General features: G+C 62.4%; 18 protein-coding genes. 3 read left to right on the top strand and 15 right to left on the bottom strand.

Translation table 11 applies throughout. From position 1 onward, the window contains the following. Positions 1–4 precede the first annotated feature (4 nt). The 4 genes from LH365_RS11590 to LH365_RS11575 are packed head-to-tail and all read right to left on the bottom strand — an operon-like array spanning position 5 to position 3,092. Positions 5–346: an Hpt domain-containing protein gene (locus LH365_RS11590; RefSeq protein ID WP_226743789.1), complete on the bottom strand. Its 342-nt coding sequence runs from the start codon at positions 344–346 to the stop codon at positions 5–7. Beyond that, a complete protein-coding gene (locus LH365_RS11585) occupies positions 339–728 on the bottom strand; it encodes a response regulator (protein WP_226743788.1) in 390 nt (129 codons plus the stop codon). The genes LH365_RS11590 and LH365_RS11585 overlap by 8 nt, the downstream gene beginning before the upstream one ends. Next, positions 718–2,289, bottom strand: a complete 1,572-nt coding sequence (locus tag LH365_RS11580) for an ATP-binding protein (protein WP_226743787.1) — start codon at positions 2,287–2,289, stop codon at positions 718–720. Before LH365_RS11580 ends, LH365_RS11585 begins: the two co-directional genes overlap by 11 nt. Then, positions 2,187–3,092 carry an ATP-binding protein gene (locus tag LH365_RS11575; protein WP_226743786.1) on the bottom strand — a complete coding sequence of 302 codons (906 nt, stop codon included), beginning with the start codon at positions 3,090–3,092 and terminating at the stop codon, positions 2,187–2,189. The genes LH365_RS11580 and LH365_RS11575 overlap by 103 nt, the downstream gene beginning before the upstream one ends. A gap of 251 nt (positions 3,093–3,343) precedes the next feature. Here LH365_RS11575 and LH365_RS11570 point away from each other — a divergent pair, with 251 nt between their 5' ends. After that, positions 3,344–4,090 (top strand): PleD family two-component system response regulator, encoded by a 747-nt coding sequence (locus LH365_RS11570; RefSeq protein WP_226743785.1) that lies wholly within the window; start codon positions 3,344–3,346, stop codon positions 4,088–4,090. 177 nt (positions 4,091–4,267) lie between these two features. On the opposite strand, the gene LH365_RS11565 is transcribed toward LH365_RS11570, so the two are convergent. The 10 genes from LH365_RS11565 to LH365_RS11520 all read right to left on the bottom strand — a co-directional run bounded on the left by LH365_RS11565 (position 4,268) and on the right by LH365_RS11520 (position 13,004). Further along, positions 4,268–4,759 carry a hypothetical protein gene (locus LH365_RS11565; protein ID WP_226743784.1) on the bottom strand — a complete coding sequence of 164 codons (492 nt, stop codon included), beginning with the start codon at positions 4,757–4,759 and terminating at the stop codon, positions 4,268–4,270. A gap of 138 nt (positions 4,760–4,897) precedes the next feature. After that, positions 4,898–5,617, bottom strand: a complete 720-nt coding sequence (locus LH365_RS11560; protein WP_226743783.1) for an SDR family NAD(P)-dependent oxidoreductase — start codon at positions 5,615–5,617, stop codon at positions 4,898–4,900. Then, positions 5,617–6,768, bottom strand: coding sequence for a galactonate dehydratase (gene dgoD / locus LH365_RS11555; RefSeq protein WP_226743782.1), 1,152 nt, complete (start codon positions 6,766–6,768; stop codon positions 5,617–5,619). The genes LH365_RS11560 and dgoD overlap by 1 nt, the downstream gene beginning before the upstream one ends. Before the next feature lie 6 nt (positions 6,769–6,774). Beyond that, positions 6,775–7,524: a FadR/GntR family transcriptional regulator gene (locus LH365_RS11550; protein ID WP_226743781.1), complete on the bottom strand. Its 750-nt coding sequence runs from the start codon at positions 7,522–7,524 to the stop codon at positions 6,775–6,777. 31 nt (positions 7,525–7,555) lie between these two features. Continuing rightward, the gene (locus LH365_RS11545; RefSeq protein ID WP_255606614.1) at positions 7,556–8,989 is read right to left on the bottom strand and encodes a sugar porter family MFS transporter; all 1,434 of its coding nucleotides are present in this window, start codon (positions 8,987–8,989) and stop codon (positions 7,556–7,558) included. A gap of 137 nt (positions 8,990–9,126) precedes the next feature. After that, entirely contained in the window at positions 9,127–9,573 is a 447-nt protein-coding gene (locus tag LH365_RS11540) for an NUDIX hydrolase (RefSeq protein WP_226743779.1), read from the bottom strand. A 145-nt stretch (positions 9,574–9,718) separates the two neighbouring features. Next, entirely contained in the window at positions 9,719–9,898 is a 180-nt protein-coding gene (locus LH365_RS11535) for a hypothetical protein (RefSeq protein ID WP_226743778.1), read from the bottom strand. A gap of 45 nt (positions 9,899–9,943) precedes the next feature. Beyond that, the gene (locus LH365_RS11530) at positions 9,944–11,020 is read right to left on the bottom strand and encodes a serine hydrolase (protein WP_226743777.1); all 1,077 of its coding nucleotides are present in this window, start codon (positions 11,018–11,020) and stop codon (positions 9,944–9,946) included. 16 nt (positions 11,021–11,036) lie between these two features. Continuing rightward, entirely contained in the window at positions 11,037–11,858 is an 822-nt protein-coding gene (locus LH365_RS11525) for an AraC family transcriptional regulator (protein ID WP_226743776.1), read from the bottom strand. A 102-nt stretch (positions 11,859–11,960) separates the two neighbouring features. Continuing rightward, positions 11,961–13,004: an alpha/beta hydrolase family protein gene (locus LH365_RS11520; protein WP_226743775.1), complete on the bottom strand. Its 1,044-nt coding sequence runs from the start codon at positions 13,002–13,004 to the stop codon at positions 11,961–11,963. A gap of 443 nt (positions 13,005–13,447) precedes the next feature. Between LH365_RS11520 and LH365_RS11515 the strand changes: the two genes are divergently transcribed. Together LH365_RS11515 and LH365_RS11510 are read left to right on the top strand one after the other, a co-directional pair. After that, positions 13,448–13,852: a hypothetical protein gene (locus LH365_RS11515; RefSeq protein ID WP_226743774.1), complete on the top strand. Its 405-nt coding sequence runs from the start codon at positions 13,448–13,450 to the stop codon at positions 13,850–13,852. A 16-nt stretch (positions 13,853–13,868) separates the two neighbouring features. Next, positions 13,869–14,042: a hypothetical protein gene (locus LH365_RS11510; protein WP_226743773.1), complete on the top strand. Its 174-nt coding sequence runs from the start codon at positions 13,869–13,871 to the stop codon at positions 14,040–14,042. A gap of 168 nt (positions 14,043–14,210) precedes the next feature. Here the strand turns inward: LH365_RS11510 and LH365_RS11505 are convergent, their stop codons facing one another. Continuing rightward, positions 14,211–15,695 (bottom strand): tryptophan halogenase family protein, encoded by a 1,485-nt coding sequence (locus tag LH365_RS11505; RefSeq protein WP_226743772.1) that lies wholly within the window; start codon positions 15,693–15,695, stop codon positions 14,211–14,213. Positions 15,696–15,763: the final 68 nt, after the last annotated feature.

The raw sequence follows: 15,763 nt of genomic DNA, 5'->3' as shown, positions 1-15,763 counted from the left end.
GCCTCTATACCCAGCTACCCTCGGATTGCAGGGCCGAATCGATGGCCTGGAGCAGGCTGCGCGCCAGAAGCCGCGCCTGTTCGTCCGGCGGAGACACCAGCCGCAGCCGGGTGTCCAGTTCGCGCCCGGCATCGGTCAGGTCGCCGAAGCCGAACGATGCGCCTGTGCCGGCCAGCTTGTGCGCGTGGTCGCGCAGTTCGGTGAAGTCGTCCTCGTCGGCGGTGCGGGCAATGACCCTCTGCACGAGGGGCACGACCAGCGTCCGCGTCTGGGCCAGCTTGCCGATATATTTGACCTGAAGGCGGCGCAGCGCCTGGCTCGGTACGGTGGCGGAGGTATCAGACATGGAGGCCTTCCCAAATGGCGTGGATCTGCTCTGGCAGTTTCATGGGGTCGAAGGGTTTGGGGATGACGCCGTCGGCGCCGAGCGACAGATAGTCCTGCACTTCCGAAGCCTGTATGCGCGCGGTCATGAAGATGACTGGCAACGCTTTCAGGTCAGGGCGGGCGCGAAACGCCTTGAGCAGGCCGGGGCCGCCCATACCCGGCATCATCACATCGACCAGCACCAGATCCGGACGGAGGCGCGCGGCTTCGCTGATGGCGGTTTCGGCGCTGGACAGACCCGTTACGCGGAAGCGGCCGATGTCCTCCAGCGCCATCTGGACGATTTCCAGAATATCGCTGTCGTCGTCGACGCAAAGGATGTGGCGCAGATCAGGCGTCATCAGGCAGCCTCGGAAAGGAGATGTGGAAGGTGGTGCCGATGCCGGCGGCAGTGTCGAAGCCGATCTCGCCGCCCATATAGTGCACCAGTTGCTGGCTGATATGCAGACCGAGGCCCGTGCCCGATCCTTGCCGCGTGGCCGAGGAATCGGCTTGGGAGAACTTGCCGAAGATGCGGTCCTGAAACTCTTCCGGTATGCCGGGGCCGTGGTCGATCACCGAAACGATCACGCGCGTTTCGCTCACCTCGACCCGCACGATGACGGTTTCGCCCGGCGGTGAGAACTTGGCGGCGTTGGAAATGAGGTTGGCCAGTACCTGCTGGAAGCGCATGGTGTCGACACAGATGCGCAGTTCCGGCGGCACCGGGTCGGCGCTCAGCGTGATATTGCAGCGGTCGGCATAGGGCTGATTGGCGCTGACGGCCTGGGTAATCAGCGACTCCACCCGGTGTTCGGCCATATCGAAGCGCATGTGGCCCGACGCGATCTTGTCGATATCCAGAATATCGTTGATCAGCAGGATCAGCCGCTCGCTGTTATCGCTGGCCAGTTGGATCAGGCGCTGCGCCTTTTCGGGCAGGGTGCGGGCGATGGTGCCGGTCAGAAGGCCCAGAGCGCCGCGGATCGAGGTCAGGGGCGTGCGCAGTTCGTGGCTGACCACCGAAATGAATTCGTCCTTGATGCGCTCGACTTCGCGGCGCTGGGTGACATCCTCCATCTGCGCGACGATGAAGCTCGACTGCCCCGTGGGGCGGCGGACCATAGACAAGCTGACATGGGCCCAGACGGTGCGGCCCTTCCGGCCGTAGAAGCGGCATTCGAAATGGTGGTTCGCCGTCTTGCCGCCGGCGACCTTCTCCCATTCCTGCAGCGCGGTGGCGCGGTCGTCGGGATGCAGAAGGGACTGAAAGTCGTTGGCCAGCAACACGCCTTGCGGATAGCCCAGCATGCGCGGCAGGGCCGGGTTGACGCGCTGCCAGCGACCCTGAGGCGAGACGATGCCCATGCCGATCGAGGCGTGCTCGATCAGGGCGCGGAAGGTGTCCTCGCTGGTGCGCAGGGCCTCCATCAGTTGGGCGTGCTCGCGCTTGAGCCGGCAGTGGCGCAGGGCGCAATCGATGTGCTGATGCAGGAGTTCGGGGGTGAGTTGCGACTTGACCAGATAGTCCTGCGCGCCCTCCTTGATCGATTGTACGGCGATGGTCTCATTGCCCTGGCCGGTGAGCATGATGACCGGCAGGAAGGGGTGGCTGACGGCCATTTCACGCAGTATGTCGAGCCCGTTCTGACCGGGGAGGGAGTAGTCGAGCAGGATGCAGTCGGCGGTGCGCAGCATCAACTGGGCGCGCATCGAATCGAATCCCTCGGCCTCGGCATAGCGATAGGTCGTACCCTCGATCTTGCGCAGATAGCGGGCATAGCGTTCGCGGTCGTCGGGATTGTCATCGACCAGCAGGATCAGCGGAGAGGTGTCGAAACGGTCCTCGATATAGTCGGAAACGGGGCGCTCCAGCGGGCGTTCTTTGGGGCGGGCGAGGGTCTGGGTGGACGCGTAGGGCATGGTCCGGCCTCGCCTTCCGCGCCGAGGGTGAAGAAAAAGGTCGTGCCGTTGCCGGGCGTCGATTCCAGCCAGATGCGCCCGTCATGGCGCTCGATGATCTTCTTGACGAAGGTCAGGCCGACGCCCGCACCCTTCACGCGTTCATCCTCTTCGTTGAGACGGCGGAACAGGCGGAAGATGTCGTCGAAATAGCGTCTGTCTATGCCGATGCCGTTGTCGCGCACATAGAATATGGGGGGAGCGGCGTCTTCGATACAGCCGATTTCGACGCGGGCGGCGGGGCTGCGGTTATATTTGACGGCATTGGTGATGAGATTGCGGAAGACTTCGGTGACGCGCGATACGTCGCAGGTGACGACGGGCAGGGGACGCGGCGTCACGACCACCGCCTGACGCTCATGCAGGGTGGTTTCCAGCATCAGGACGATGTCGGCGATGACGGCGTTAAGGTCGGCGGGCTGCACGGCCAGCGCCTGCCGGTCCAGACGCGAGAACTGCATCAGGTCGTCGATCAGCCGTTCCATGCGCCGGCACAGATAATCCATGCGGCTCAGCCGGCGGCGGCCGGTCTCGTCCAGTACGTCGGCATAGTCTTCAAGCAGGAAGCAGGCGTTCTGCGACAGACCGCGTAGGGGCTCCTTCAGGTCGTGCGACACCAGATAGGCGAAGTCGTCCAGCGCCTGATTGCTGCGACAAAGTTGCTCGACGTAGTCGTGAATGCGCGAACCGGAGTCGTCACGCGCGTCCGGCGCCGTGCCGTGCCCGGTTTGGGGCGCGGTGCTCGCGCATATTTCTTGATACATAGTCCACCCGCGTAACCTTTGTGAAAGTTCGGGCGGCGTTGATTTTTATAGCTTTAACGCCGCGCTAGCCGATTGTTTCAGTCTTGCCCCGAGGTACTCGTAATCCGAAAGTCTGCACACGTATGGCGATATTCTACCGTATTGCTTAATTTGGTCCTAACGCAGAACGTTGTTCTCGAATTAATGAATCATTCAAGATGGCTGTGTATAAAAGAGGTCTAAGCCACCGGTCTAAAGGGACAGAGGCGCGGATGGAAAACCTCAAGGCTCGCTATCTGAGCAATCTGAAGCGCGCGCGCGACGAACTGCGCCACGCCCATGATATGGCCGTGCTGTGGAGTTGCACGGACACCTATGCCCTGATTCATATGGCGCTCAATCGCCTGATGGGCAGCGCGGGCAGCCACGGCTACGCCGTTGTGTCCGAAATTTCGCGCGAACTGCACGACCTGATGCACGAAACCGACGACGCCAGCCGTCATCGCGTTACGGTGCTGGTCTCGAAGCTGATCTGGGTCTGCGATCAGACCATCGCCGCCGCTGCGCCCGCCGCGGAAGTGCGTTTCGGTCGCCGGCCCTCGGTTCTGCCGCCACCGCCGGAGCCGACGCCGGGTGAAAAGCGGCCCTTACTGCTGATCGTCGATGACGACGTAACCATCCGCGAATTGCTCAGCGACCTGTTCATGGACGAGGCGCGCATCCTGACCGCCGTCGACGCCGACGAGGCGCAGGAGGCGATCGTGCGCCACCGTCCTGACCTGGTCCTTCTGGATGACATCATGCCGGGCTCTATCACCGGTCTGACCCTGCTGGAACGGCTCGACGTGCGCCGCAATCCGTCTATGCGCATAATCATGATAACGGCCAGCGACGGCGAGGCGGATCAGGCGCGCGGTCGGGCCGCCGGGGCGCTCGACTATATCACCAAGCCCTTCGTCGTCACCGACGTCTATCAGCGGGTGCAAGCGCATCTGGGTACACCCGCAGCGGTTTGGTGATCCGCTCAAGGACTGCCGTGCGGAAGCGCCGCGACACATCGCCGTTCATCCTGTCATCGGGAAACGAGGCGGATCTAGAGCGAGATGATTTAAAGTGGAAACATCATCTCGCTCTCAGTTTTTGAGTGGTCGCGCAATTTTTCCGAAAAGGGGGTGCCCACTTTATCGGATTGCGCTCTAGCCTATGGCGATATCCGGTAGCGGCTGCGCCCGGCGGCGTGGCGTAACAGTCGTCTGTTTCGGGCCTGATCCGGCAATCGCTGACAGGAAGGCGTGGCGGTCGGCGGCCGTCAGCCAATTGAAGGCGTCGGCGTAGCTGGTGAAGCGGCAGATCGTCTCATCGGGAAAGCCGAGCAGGGGCCCGGCCTCATGGCGGCGGTGGCAATGGTTCGGCTTGACGATGGCGACGTGGGCGAAGGAGCGGTTTACGCCGCGCACCTGCCGCCAGCGCCGCGCCAGCACATCCATGTCCTGCGCGCTGAATTCGTTTTCGTACCGGCGCACATCGATCAGGCGGTTATATTGCCAGGGCTGATCGAGCTGCGCCATCTGCTCGAACAGGCTGTCCATGACCTCGCCGGGCTGCAGGTAGCCGACCGGGCGTATGACCATAACGCGCAGATCGGCGTTGGCCATAAAGATCAGACGTTCCGGCGGGGGGCGGTGCATGAGTCCTCCTGATTGCAGTATAACGCCGATAGGTTAGCAATTTGCAATCAGGGGTGGATATTTGGTCTCTTTTTTTTGACTTCCAAAAAACGATATTATTTCAATGGGATGGGTCGTTAATCGTGATCACGAATAAGGTCACAGCTTCGCCAGCCGTCCGCCGTCGACCACCATCGAGGCCCCGGTGACAAACCGGGCTTCGTCGCTAAGCAGGAAGGCCACGGCCGCAGCAATGTCTTCGGGCTGTCCGATGTCGGCTGGATCGATAATCTCGGCCCCTGATTTGATATTCGGGCTTTCGCGCAGCATGGGCGTGTCGATGGCCCCCGGCAGGACGGCATTGGCTCGAATGCCCTTTGTCTTGCCTTCGATCGACGCCGTGCGCGCCAGCGACGACAGGGCGGCCTTGGCCGCAGCATAGGGCGCGACCAGAGGCGAGGTCTGGTGCGTGTGGATGCTGCCGACGAAGACGAGGCTGCCGCCCCGGTTCATGGTGGCGAAGGCGCGTTGGGTCAGGTGCGCGGCGGCGTAGAAGTTGATCGACATCAGCCGATGCCAGTCGTCGCCGGTCAGTTCGTCCAGCGGCTTGTAGATCATCGTGCCCGCAACATTGACCACACCGTCTATGTAGCCGAAACGGACCAGCGCCGTATCGTAGGCCGCTTTCAGCGCCACCTCATCCGACACGTCGCCGGGCAGGGCCAGTGCGTTCAGTTCGGCCGCTGCAGCCTCAAGCGCTTCGGCATTGCGGTCGATCAGCGCCAGTTGCGCGCCCTCTCTCGCCAGATAGTGCGCCGTCGCCAGCCCGATGCCGCTGGCCGCGCCGGTGATCAGAACCGTCTTCCCGGAAAAGCGCATCACCACTCCCTCACGAAACCGTCCGGACCGCGCCAGACCGGGTTGCGCCACGGCGGGCAATCCTGGCTCAGGCGCCGGACCTTCTCTTCATCGATTTCGACCCCAAGCCCCGGCCCGGTCAGGGCGGCGACCATCCCGTCCTTCACGTCGAAGATTTCGGGATTGGTCATGTAGCTCAGCAGGTCATGCCCGCCGGTATTGTAATGAATGCCCAGCGACATTTCCTGAATGACGAAGTTGGGCGTAGACAGCGCCACCTGCATACAGGCGGCCAGCGCGATCGGCCCCAGTGGGCAGTGGGGGGCGATGGCCACGTCATAGGCTTCGGCCATCGCCGCCATGCGCCGCACTTCGGAAATACCGCCGGCATGGCTGAGATCGGGCTGAAGAATATCGACCGAGGCCGCTTGGAGGAACGGCTTGATGTCCCAGCGACTGTAGAGGCGTTCGCCCAGGGCAATGGGGATGGTGGTCAGCTTCGACAGCTGCTCGATGGCTTCCGGATGCTCGCTGAGCAGCGGCTCCTCGATGAACAGAGGTCTCAGCGGTTCCAGCGCGCGCGCCAGTTGCTTGGCCATCGGCTTGTGCACCCGGCCGTGGAAGTCGAGGCCTGCATCCATCCCCTCGGCCTTGACGGCTTCGAGGCGGCTGACCGTGGCGTCCAGCGCGCGGGGGCTGTCGAGCCAGCCCATCTCCTCGGTGCCGTTCATCTTGACGCAATTGAAGCCCTGTGCCTTGCGCACGCGCGCGGCGTCGACGACGTCGGACGGACGGTCGCCGCCGATCCACGCATAGACCGGCACGAAGTCACGCACGCGTCCGCCCAGCAACTGATGTACCGGCACGCCCAGCGCCTTGCCTTTCAGGTCCCAAAGGGCCTGATCGAGACCGGAAATGGCCGACATCAGGACCGGCCCGCCGCGATAGAAGCCCAGACGATAGGCGGTCTGCCACACATCCTCGATGCGTTCGGGATCTTTCCCGATGAACCGGTCGCGCAGCGACGCGAACGCGCCTTCGACCGCTTCGGTATGGCCTTCCAGCGAGGCCTCGCCCCAGCCGACGCGGCCGTCTTCGGTTTCGACGCGCACGAACAGCCAGCGCGGCGGCACGGGGAAGGTTTCGATCCTGGCGATGGGTGATGACAGCATGGGGACTCAGACGGAAACGGAGGATTGAAGTTTGGTGATCTGGCTCTTGACCAGTTGCAGCGCGCCTTCCAGCAGCCACTGCATGGTTTCGCGGGCACGCGCGGCGTCGCCGTCCGCGATGGCGTCAGCGACGCGGGCATGGTCCGCCGCGCTGGCCTGACGGCCCTTGATGCGGTTGGTGTAGCGGATGCTGATGGCCAGGGCGGTGGCGATCATCACCCGCATCTGCCTGAGGAAGCGGTTGCCGCTGGCGTCGAGCACCGCGACGTGAAAAGCGATATCCGCCGCCAGACCGTTATCCTCGCCGCGTTCGGCGGCGTACATGCGCGCGATCGCCTGACGGATGGTCTCCATCTGTGCCGCATTGGCCTGACTGGCCGCCAGTGCTGCCGCCGCCGGTTCGACCGCCAGCCGCATCTCCATGAAATCGAGCAGCAGTTCCGGCGACAGGCGGCGCTCCAGCAACCAGTTCAGCACGTCGGGATCGAACAGGTTCCAGTCGTCTTCCGTTGCGATACGGATACCCTGACGCGGGCGGGAGGTGATCAGCCCCTTGGCCGACAGCATCTTAACAGCTTCACGCACGATGGTGCGCGCGGCGGAAAACTGTGCCGATAGCGCCTTCTCGGTCGGGAAGACCTTGCCGTCGTACTGCCCGGTGACGATAGCTACCCCCAGCGACTGAACGATCGACCGGGTGATATTGCCGGTCGACGCGCCCACTTGGGGGAAAGATTCGATGCTCGATGCCGCCATGTCGCCTCCTGCCCCTATTCAACCGCTACCCCTATTGAGCGCCGAGTTGGGTTTCAATCTCTTCGAGCGACTTGCCCTTGGTTTCCGGCACGAAGCGCGCGATGAGGGCGAAACCGATCATGCAGAACAGGCCGTAGACCCAGAAGGTGCCGGCCGCCCCCAGCGCCTTGTTCATCAGCGGGAAGGTGAAGGTCACGCCGAAACAGGCGATCCACAGGGCCGAGACCGACACCGACATGGCCAGTCCGCGCACCCGGGTCGGGAAGATTTCCGACAACAGCACCCAGGTGATCGGCGCCAGCGACATGGCGTAGAGTGCGATCACCGCCAGAGTCAGGCCCAGCACCAGCGGCCCGGTCAGGCCCATGAAGAAGGCCCCGCCCAGCAGCGCATGGATGATCGCCATGCCGCCTGCGCCCCACAGCATCAGGGCGCGACGCCCGGCCCGATCGACAAAGGCCGTCGCCACCAGCGTGAAGATCAGATTGATCGCCCCGGTGATGACGATGTTGAACATGATGCCGCTGAGGTCGTAGCCCGCGCCGCGGTAGATTTCTTCGGCATAGTTGAAGATGACATTGGTGCCGCTCCATTGCTGAAGCACAGCCAGCCCGATCCCCATCAGCAGCACCGCGAAGACGGCGGGCTTGAACAGTTCGCGCCAGTCGGCCTGACCCGAAGCTTCGCGACGCAGGCTCTGCGCGACGTCCTGAGCCTGCGCCTCGGCATAGGCGTCCCCGCCGATGCGGGCGAAGACAGCCTTCGCCTGCGCGGCCTTGCCCGCCTTGACCAGCCAGCGCGGGCTTTCCGGCACGAAGAAGGCCAGAAGCAGGAAGACGACCGAGGGCACGGCGACGGCCGTGAACATCCAGCGCCAGCCGAGTTGTCCCACCCAGGAAGCGCGCAGGGCCTCGATCGTCTCGGCCTGCGTGCCGGAGCCGGCGATCAGCAGGTTGACGATCTGCGCCCCCAGAATGCCGACGACCAGCGTCAACTGGTTGAGGGTCACCAGACGCCCGCGCCACGCCGGCGGCGCGACCTCGGCTATGTAGGTTGGAGACACGTTCGAGGCCATGCCGATGGCGACCCCGCCCAGAATGCGCCAGACGATGAACAGATCGAAGGAGGTCGCCCAGCCGGTCAGGATCGACGAAGACCCGAACAGAAAGGCCGACAGGATCAGTAACGGCTTGCGCCCGAAACGATCCGACAACAGGCCCGCGACGATCGATCCGACCAGACAGCCCAGAAGCGCGCAGCTATTGGCCCAGCCGATCATGGCTTCGGACGTCAAGTGGAAGTAGGCCTCGTAGAAGGGCTTGGCACCGCCGACCACAACCCAGTCATAGCCGAACAGCAGTCCGCCCAGCGCCGCCACGGCGGAAATCATCCAGATATAGGCCAGATTGAGCTTTGCGGGCGTCTTGTCGCCCTCCTGCGTCGTGTCTGCCGATGAGCCAAGCATGACCATTTTCCATCCCCATGGATTTTGTGGTTTTGCTCTCTTATCGGTCAGCACAGGACGGTCGTCAATATTTATAATATATATATGCTAAATTTGGATGAGGCCTCTATCCACAACCAGACTTGCCGTGTCCTGCGTCAGGCGCGTCGAAAACCCGCCGCAAATGCGATCACTATATGGCGTAAAGCCTCGATCTGGATCACGGCCGCCGCATCGGCAGGGTCGAGCCAGAGAATTTGTCGCTGGCCCATCTCCGGCCAGAGCGTAAGTTGCTGTTCCACTTCGAGCGCAAAGACATCTACAGCGGCGACCTCGCGTTCGCTGACCTGGCCTTCGTCCTTGACGTAGGAGAAACGACCAATGGACGCCGGATCGGCCCGGCCCCTTATGCCGGCTTCTTCGAAAGCTTCCTGAGCGGCGGTTTCCGCGGGGCTCAATCCGGCAATGGGCTTACCCTTGGGGATGATCCACTGGCCGCTGCCGCGCGAGGTAATCAGCAGAATTTCCAATGCGCCGTCTTTGCCGCGTCGATACGGCAGGGCGGCATATTGATCGGCAGTCATATCTTCCGGAAGATCGTCCAATCCGCAAACTCCACATTATCCGTATACGGGCTATTTTGGATATAGGGGGCAGTGCGTCGCGACACAATGATAAGTTTGAAAAGATAAAGGGTGGCATGAAATGTATCAGCCCGTCTCAAACCTGTGCTTGAAACGGCTCGGGCGCTTATCGTTGACCTTTGGACCGCTTCTTCTGTCCATAGAATTCGCAGGTCGCGCCGACGGTGAAGGTGCGGTCGCTTTTGGTGCGGGATAGCGGGCGCTGGGTGGTGATGTCCGTATACTGATCGATCGCCTTGTCGGTCAGGTTGATCTTTTCGGCGATGATCTTGAGCGACGGGGTCACATTACAGGAGGCGGCGAAGTCGACCTACGGTCCGTCAGGAAGACATCAGGGGCGTGCGGCGGGTACGACATAGTCGACGATCAGGCGGTCGCTGAGCTGATGCGGATTGCGCGCGCCGAAATTGGTCGTGGTGACGACGACGACCAGACCGAGGTCGGGGATGATCACCACCTTGTTGCCGCCTGAACCGGCCATCTGCCAGGCCTGATGACCGCCCAGCGGGTAAATCCACAACAGGTAGCCATAGTCGCGGTTTTCGTCAGGGCGGGCCTGGGGCGTAGTCGCTGCCTTCACCCAGTCGGACGACAGGAGGCGCTTGCCCTGCCAGACACCGCCGTCGGCATAAAGCTGCCCCAGTTTCAACAGGTCGCGGCTGCGCAGGGACAGGCCGCCGCCGCCCTGCGGCACGCCGAGAGGCGAATATTGCCATTCGCGCTTATCGATGCCCAGCGGCTTGAACAATACGGCATCGGCATAGTCGGCCAGTGGCGTCTTCGTCGCGCGCTCAATGGTCGCCCCCAGAGTCGTGACCCCGGCGGTGCAATAGCTGAAGGCGCGGCCGTAGGGCGAGGCCTCCGGCTTCGGGTTCCATGCCGCGAAGCCCTTGATCGGCAGGTCGAGGTAGAATTTCACCCAGTCCTCGATCAGATACATGCGCTCTTCATTGCCGCGCGAAAACTGATTTTGGTCGTCGCATTCGAGCAGCGAACTCATGGTCAGCAGGTCTTCGACGATGATCCTGTCTTTGCGCGGATCGGCATTGTCGAAGGGCATCTTGTCTTTGAAGAAGGGGGCGATCGGCGTGGTCAGGCTTAGGCGGCCCTGCGCCACCGCCGCGCCGGCCAGCATTCCCGTGATCGTTTTGGTGACCGAGCGGGTATTGCGCAGCGCCTCCGCGCCACCGTCATCATAATAGCCCTCGAAGACCAGCTTGCCGTTGCGGGCGATCAGCACGCTGGTCACCTTTTGGAACTCACCGGCCTTGATGGCGGTTTCCATGGCCGCGAGTTTTGCGGCGTCGAGTTTCGCCGCGGCGGCGGGGGCAGTCGGCCATTCGTCAGCCAAGACGGGAGACGCGAGGAAAAGGGAAAGGGCTGCCAGCAGGCTGCGTACAGATTTCATGTCAAACTCCGCAATATCAGCGCCGGATAGCCTGAGGCGTCTCCTGGTGTCTTGGACGTTTGCAACCGATCAGACGGCTAAATTCCGCCGGCGTCAGACCCCATTGCGCCCGGAAGACGCGGTTGAGGTGGCTTTGGTCGCAAAAGCCTGCCTGAAGGGCGATATCCGACAAGGCTTCAGTCTCCGCGGCAATCAGCGAGGCAGCCAGTTCGACACGGCGGCGGCGCAGATCGTGACCGGGCGAACAGCCAACCCAGCGCCGGTATTGCCGCGCCAGATAGACGGGATGCACGCCGGCGGCCGCAGCGACATCGGCTATGCCGATCTCGTGCCGGGCCATGTCGGCGATATAGCTGCGCGCGGTCGCCAGCCATGTGGGGCAATGCGACGGAACGGATAGGGGTTGGACCTCTCCCGTCAGTTCGTGCGTCAGGGCTTCGAGTTCCAGAGCGGGCGTGTCGCCGTCCGATGCGGCGTTGAGCAGGCGTACGGCCGCCCGGACCGCACCAGGCGCGCTCAATCGCAGGGCATCAGGGGGCAGGTCGTCCTGACGGATTTTCAGACTAACGGCAAAAAACCAGCCGCCGTTTCCGGCAAAGCGGTCGCGATGGACGACGCCGGACGGATTATAGACCAGTACCGGTCCGTCTCCGGCTTCGCCCCGCGCCGTGGTGATGTAGCGCCCGCGCGTGGCCAGAACGAGATGGGCGGTGTCATGACTGTGCTCCTCGACCTCGTGCTCAGGGGTGGTGCCGGCGAAATGCGCCAGAGTCACGGCATCCAGCGTCCGCTCGAACGCCCGCGCGCCGTAGAACTGTCCAGAGGTGAAGCCGGTCATGGAGCGACAATCGCCGCGATCACGCCTGAAAACAAGAGGGCGTTTCCAGCCGGACTCAGGGCTGCGTGTCTGGGGCGTCGCTGCTACAGCAGCGGCTTGTGCCTATTGAAACACCAGTGTCCGTGAAAAGAAAGGCAGCAGGTCCGTCGCGACCCGGCCATCCGCACCCCATACCCGATCGCCCCATCCGCCATGATACTCCTCGGCCTCGTGCGGCACGCCGTATTCATCCAGCATATGCGCGAAGGCCTGATTGGAAAGGACATGATCGTAGTTCCCGTCATTGCGACCCCAGTCGAACTTGAGGCCGCGCAGGCGTTTAAGACCCCCGGCGTGCTTCGGAAGCTGGTTGACGAGCAGGAAATTGCCTATGAGCCGCGCGGTCTGTGCGTCGTCGACCGCCAACCGGCCGTTCTCCCGCCGCGCCGGCAGATCGACATAGAGTGGCGGCCGGGTCGGGTCGGGCAGGTGCGCCTGATAGATGCTGAGGAAAATGCCGCCGAAAAGGTCGCCTTCGAAATCCTTGAGGGACGGCGCGCCTTGCAGCCGACCCCAGTCGGGGCGGCTGTGCATGGTCTGAACGCCCGCGCCCGTGCCTACCGGGTGCAGGGCATAGACGGCACCGAAGGTTTCCGGGTTCGTCATGCCGAAGCGGAGGGCGCCGTAGCCGCCCATACGGTCACCGGCTATGCCACGCGAGGCCGAACTGGCCAGCGTCCGGTAATGGGCGTCAATGTAGGGCACCAGTTCCGTCACCATGAAATCCTGCCAGTTTCCGGTCACTGGCGAATTGACGTACCAGGACGAGCCCAGCGGCGTGGAAAAATCCGCGGTCACGACGATCACGCCGCCGATCGCGCCTTGGGCAATGCCGGCGTCGAACACCGTCTGCGCGTCGCTGTTATCAAAGGGGGCGGTCTCGGTTTCCTTGAAATTGTTGAGGAAGTAGATAACCGGATACCGCTTGCCGGACGTGTCGTAGCCGCTCGGCAAATAGACGGTGACACCGCGCATCGGCGACATGCCGACGATGTTGTGCGTCAGACTGGCCGCCCGGATCTGCCGGTGGTCGAGGCGACTTTGCGCCGTGAGCGGTGAACTCCAGACCAGGGCCAGCAGTACGGCGAAAACAGACCACCCCTTCATGGCGCGTTCCTTAGGCAAGGTGAGCGGGAAAAGCGTTTTCCCACTGGCCACAGGTCCTTCGCTGACGGCAAGCGTCAATCGCCAAGTGGGATGCGCGGGTCGTTGATCGGGACGGACAAGCTTCCCGACTTGTTCCGGCGCGGTGGAAGCTGAGGCATTTCATCGGGGTTTATATGCCCATCCTCAGAATGCTCTGCTCAGCCGGGCGAAGGGTAATGATGATGCCCGGTCGCATTTGGCGTCGCTGTGGTTGCATCGGAAGGCGTAGCGCGATATTTTTTGGCGGTAGGTCTTTGTTTAACAACAGCAACCAAGACCAACGGGATCGACGCGATTAACATAGCCTTTACCTGCAGAAAATTTACGTTTTCTCCAGCAAATGCGCGTAGTGTTTCACGTAAGCGGACTCTAAATCCTGGTAATCAGTCTGTTCGAGTGTCTCCATGATTACCCCGGTTTCATCCTCATTTCATTATAGCCTGCCGTATCTTACGGTGTGCGCGGGCGCGACGATCGTCGTCACCTTTGGTATTGTTGCCAAGATAATGCGCCTGCATCGGGCAACCCGCAGCGGCGACTTTTTCGCCCGCTATGAGCGTCTGGCGGTGGGCTTGGCCTTGCTGACGGAAATACTGGCGCTGGCGGCTATTCTGACGGGTTCGGCCCTGCTTCTGGCGGCCATTGGGCTGGCTGGGTACGTGGTTGTTATCGCCGCTTACAGTTTGAATGACGCCGGCGACGGCTACGCTTCGCTTTTCTCGATCGAAACGCTGCGCGTGGATATGGCGCTGGTAGGCTTGCTGGTCGTCCTGCTGACGATAGCCTATTCCCTTCGGCTGGCGCACTGAGCAAGCGGAACAGGTGATGCAACTCCAGCAATGCCAAAATGTCATCCTGTTGCACCGCCTGCGTATGCGTGCGCGCCGCTTGATGGACGTCAATCTGAGGGCAGGTAATCGCACCGTCGCGGAAATCTACGCCAAGATCGACAAGTGGCTGGAAACGCAAATGGCCCGCGCCATTTCCGCAAGCCAATAATCCGAACGGCGGGCTGTTCTTTTCCTCACGCCTGGTTTAGTTTTAACTTTGGAGCGGAAGGATTTCCGATGAAAAATTCCGCTCAAGCCGCCATTGAGGCGGCTGCCAAGGTGGCGAAGGCGTAAACAAAATCCGGATCACTATGTTTCCACCAGAAAACATAATGATCTAAAGACAACGCGTTAGCGATTGCGCATGAGAAGGCAGATGATCCACCCGTGTCGTCAGACCGTGGGCGATCTGTTGCAGGCGGGCGTTCAGGTCCTGCGGTGACGGCGCGTCGGCGATCGGGTGATGGCGTTGCGGTATCAGGCCCTGGCCCACCAGCACCGAGAACCAGTTGGACTCCTTGAACAGGTCGTGTGGCTGTTCAAGAAAGATGCCTTCTTCAGCGAACAGCGACAGCCTTTCAGACAGGCTGTCCGGGATCGGCATATGCCTGCAGTGCGCCCAGAAGGCTGTGTCCTCGCGTTCGGTCAGCTTGTAATGCGCGATGATGAAGTCGCGGATGCGTTCGTATTCCACGTGCATCAGGTGATTGTACTGGTCGGCGGCAACCGGGCTGATGCGGCCGCGCGGGAAGAGAACCATCAGCTTGGTCAGGCCCGACTGGATCAGGTGAATGGCCGTCGATTCCAGCGGCTCCAGAAAACCGCCCGACAGGCCCAGCGCCACGACATTGCGGTCCCAGAGCCGGCGCCGCCGCCCCGTGGTGAAGCCGAGCAGCCTCGGTTCGGCCAGAGCTTCGCCTTCCAGACGGCTCATCAACGCGTCGCGCGCGGCATCGATCTCCATAAAACCGTCGCAGAAAACGTAACCGTTGCCCGTACGGTGGCGCAGCGGAATGCGCCATTGCCAGCCGGCTTCGCGCGCCGTCGAGCGGGTAAAGGGATCCGGGTCGCCCACATTGCGGCTGGGGACGGCGAAGGCGCGATTGCAGGGCAGCCAGTGGCTCCAGTCCTCGTAGCCGGCCTTCAGGGTCTGCTCGATCAGCACGCCGCGAAAGCCTGAGCAGTCGATAAACAGATCGCCGGTGACGATCTGTTCGTCGTTTAAATGCAGAGCGGTGACGAAGCCCGTTTCGACCGCCTGCGACACATGGTTCACGGTACCGGCCACGCGTTTGACGCCGAGCCTTTCGGCGTAGCGGCGCAAGGTCGCCGCATAGAGGCTGGCGTCGAAATGATAGGCGTAGTTGAGGCGTGGCTGACCCGGTGCGGGGTTCAGGCTGAAACGTCCTGAGCGGGCGGCCAGCGTTTCGAAACTGTAACGGCCGTGGTCCCACAGGTGGGTCAGCTTCGCCAGCCGCAACCAGTGGTGCATGAAGCCGATGCCATTGAGATCCTGCCCGTAGCCGCCGAAGGGATGGAAATAGCTGTGGCCCGGTCGCCGCCAGTCGACGAACTCGATGCCCAGTTTGAACGTGCCTTCCGTCTCGCGGATGATGTCCTGCGGCGTAAGACCCAGCACGCGGTGAAAGGCGTCGATCATCGGGATGGTGGCTTCGCCCACGCCGACCGTGCCGATGTCCGGCGACTCGATCAGGGTAATATCGAAGGCCTTGGTGCCCAGCACCCGGCTCAGGCAGGCGGCGGCCATCCATCCGGCGGTGCCGCCCCCCAGAATGACGATCGATCGGACAGTGTCTGACATGGCGTCCTCGAACAGAGAAAAAAGGGCGCACCTTTGCGGATGCGCCCAGTTGCCTTCCTTCGCAGGGC

It is taken from the genome of Asticcacaulis sp. AND118 (assembly GCF_020535245.1).
Classification (GTDB): Bacteria; Pseudomonadota; Alphaproteobacteria; order Caulobacterales; family Caulobacteraceae; genus Asticcacaulis.
The sequence above is the reverse complement of the archived record's forward strand: the minus strand, read 5'-3'. Positions and strand labels throughout refer to the sequence as shown.

Coding starts and splice junctions, on each gene's coding strand:
- LH365_RS11565 (WP_226743784.1), bottom strand. CDS start 4,759: ATGCACCGCCCCCCGCCGGAACGTCTGATCTTTATGGCCAACGCCGAT.
- LH365_RS11590 (WP_226743789.1), bottom strand. CDS start 346: ATGTCTGATACCTCCGCCACCGTACCGAGCCAGGCGCTGCGCCGCCTT.
- LH365_RS11510 (WP_226743773.1), top strand. CDS start 13,869: ATGCAACTCCAGCAATGCCAAAATGTCATCCTGTTGCACCGCCTGCGT.
- LH365_RS11580 (WP_226743787.1), bottom strand. CDS start 2,289: ATGCCCTACGCGTCCACCCAGACCCTCGCCCGCCCCAAAGAACGCCCG.
- LH365_RS11520 (WP_226743775.1), bottom strand. CDS start 13,004: ATGAAGGGGTGGTCTGTTTTCGCCGTACTGCTGGCCCTGGTCTGGAGT.
- LH365_RS11515 (WP_226743774.1), top strand. CDS start 13,448: ATGATTACCCCGGTTTCATCCTCATTTCATTATAGCCTGCCGTATCTT.
- LH365_RS11560 (WP_226743783.1), bottom strand. CDS start 5,617: ATGCGCTTTTCCGGGAAGACGGTTCTGATCACCGGCGCGGCCAGCGGC.
- LH365_RS11585 (WP_226743788.1), bottom strand. CDS start 728: ATGACGCCTGATCTGCGCCACATCCTTTGCGTCGACGACGACAGCGAT.
- LH365_RS11530 (WP_226743777.1), bottom strand. CDS start 11,020: ATGAAATCTGTACGCAGCCTGCTGGCAGCCCTTTCCCTTTTCCTCGCG.
- LH365_RS11550 (WP_226743781.1), bottom strand. CDS start 7,524: ATGGCGGCATCGAGCATCGAATCTTTCCCCCAAGTGGGCGCGTCGACC.
- LH365_RS11505 (WP_226743772.1), bottom strand. CDS start 15,695: ATGTCAGACACTGTCCGATCGATCGTCATTCTGGGGGGCGGCACCGCC.
- LH365_RS11575 (WP_226743786.1), bottom strand. CDS start 3,092: ATGTATCAAGAAATATGCGCGAGCACCGCGCCCCAAACCGGGCACGGC.
- LH365_RS11525 (WP_226743776.1), bottom strand. CDS start 11,858: ATGACCGGCTTCACCTCTGGACAGTTCTACGGCGCGCGGGCGTTCGAG.
- LH365_RS11545 (WP_255606614.1), bottom strand. CDS start 8,989: ATGCTTGGCTCATCGGCAGACACGACGCAGGAGGGCGACAAGACGCCC.
- dgoD (WP_226743782.1), bottom strand. CDS start 6,768: ATGCTGTCATCACCCATCGCCAGGATCGAAACCTTCCCCGTGCCGCCG.
- LH365_RS11570 (WP_226743785.1), top strand. CDS start 3,344: ATGGAAAACCTCAAGGCTCGCTATCTGAGCAATCTGAAGCGCGCGCGC.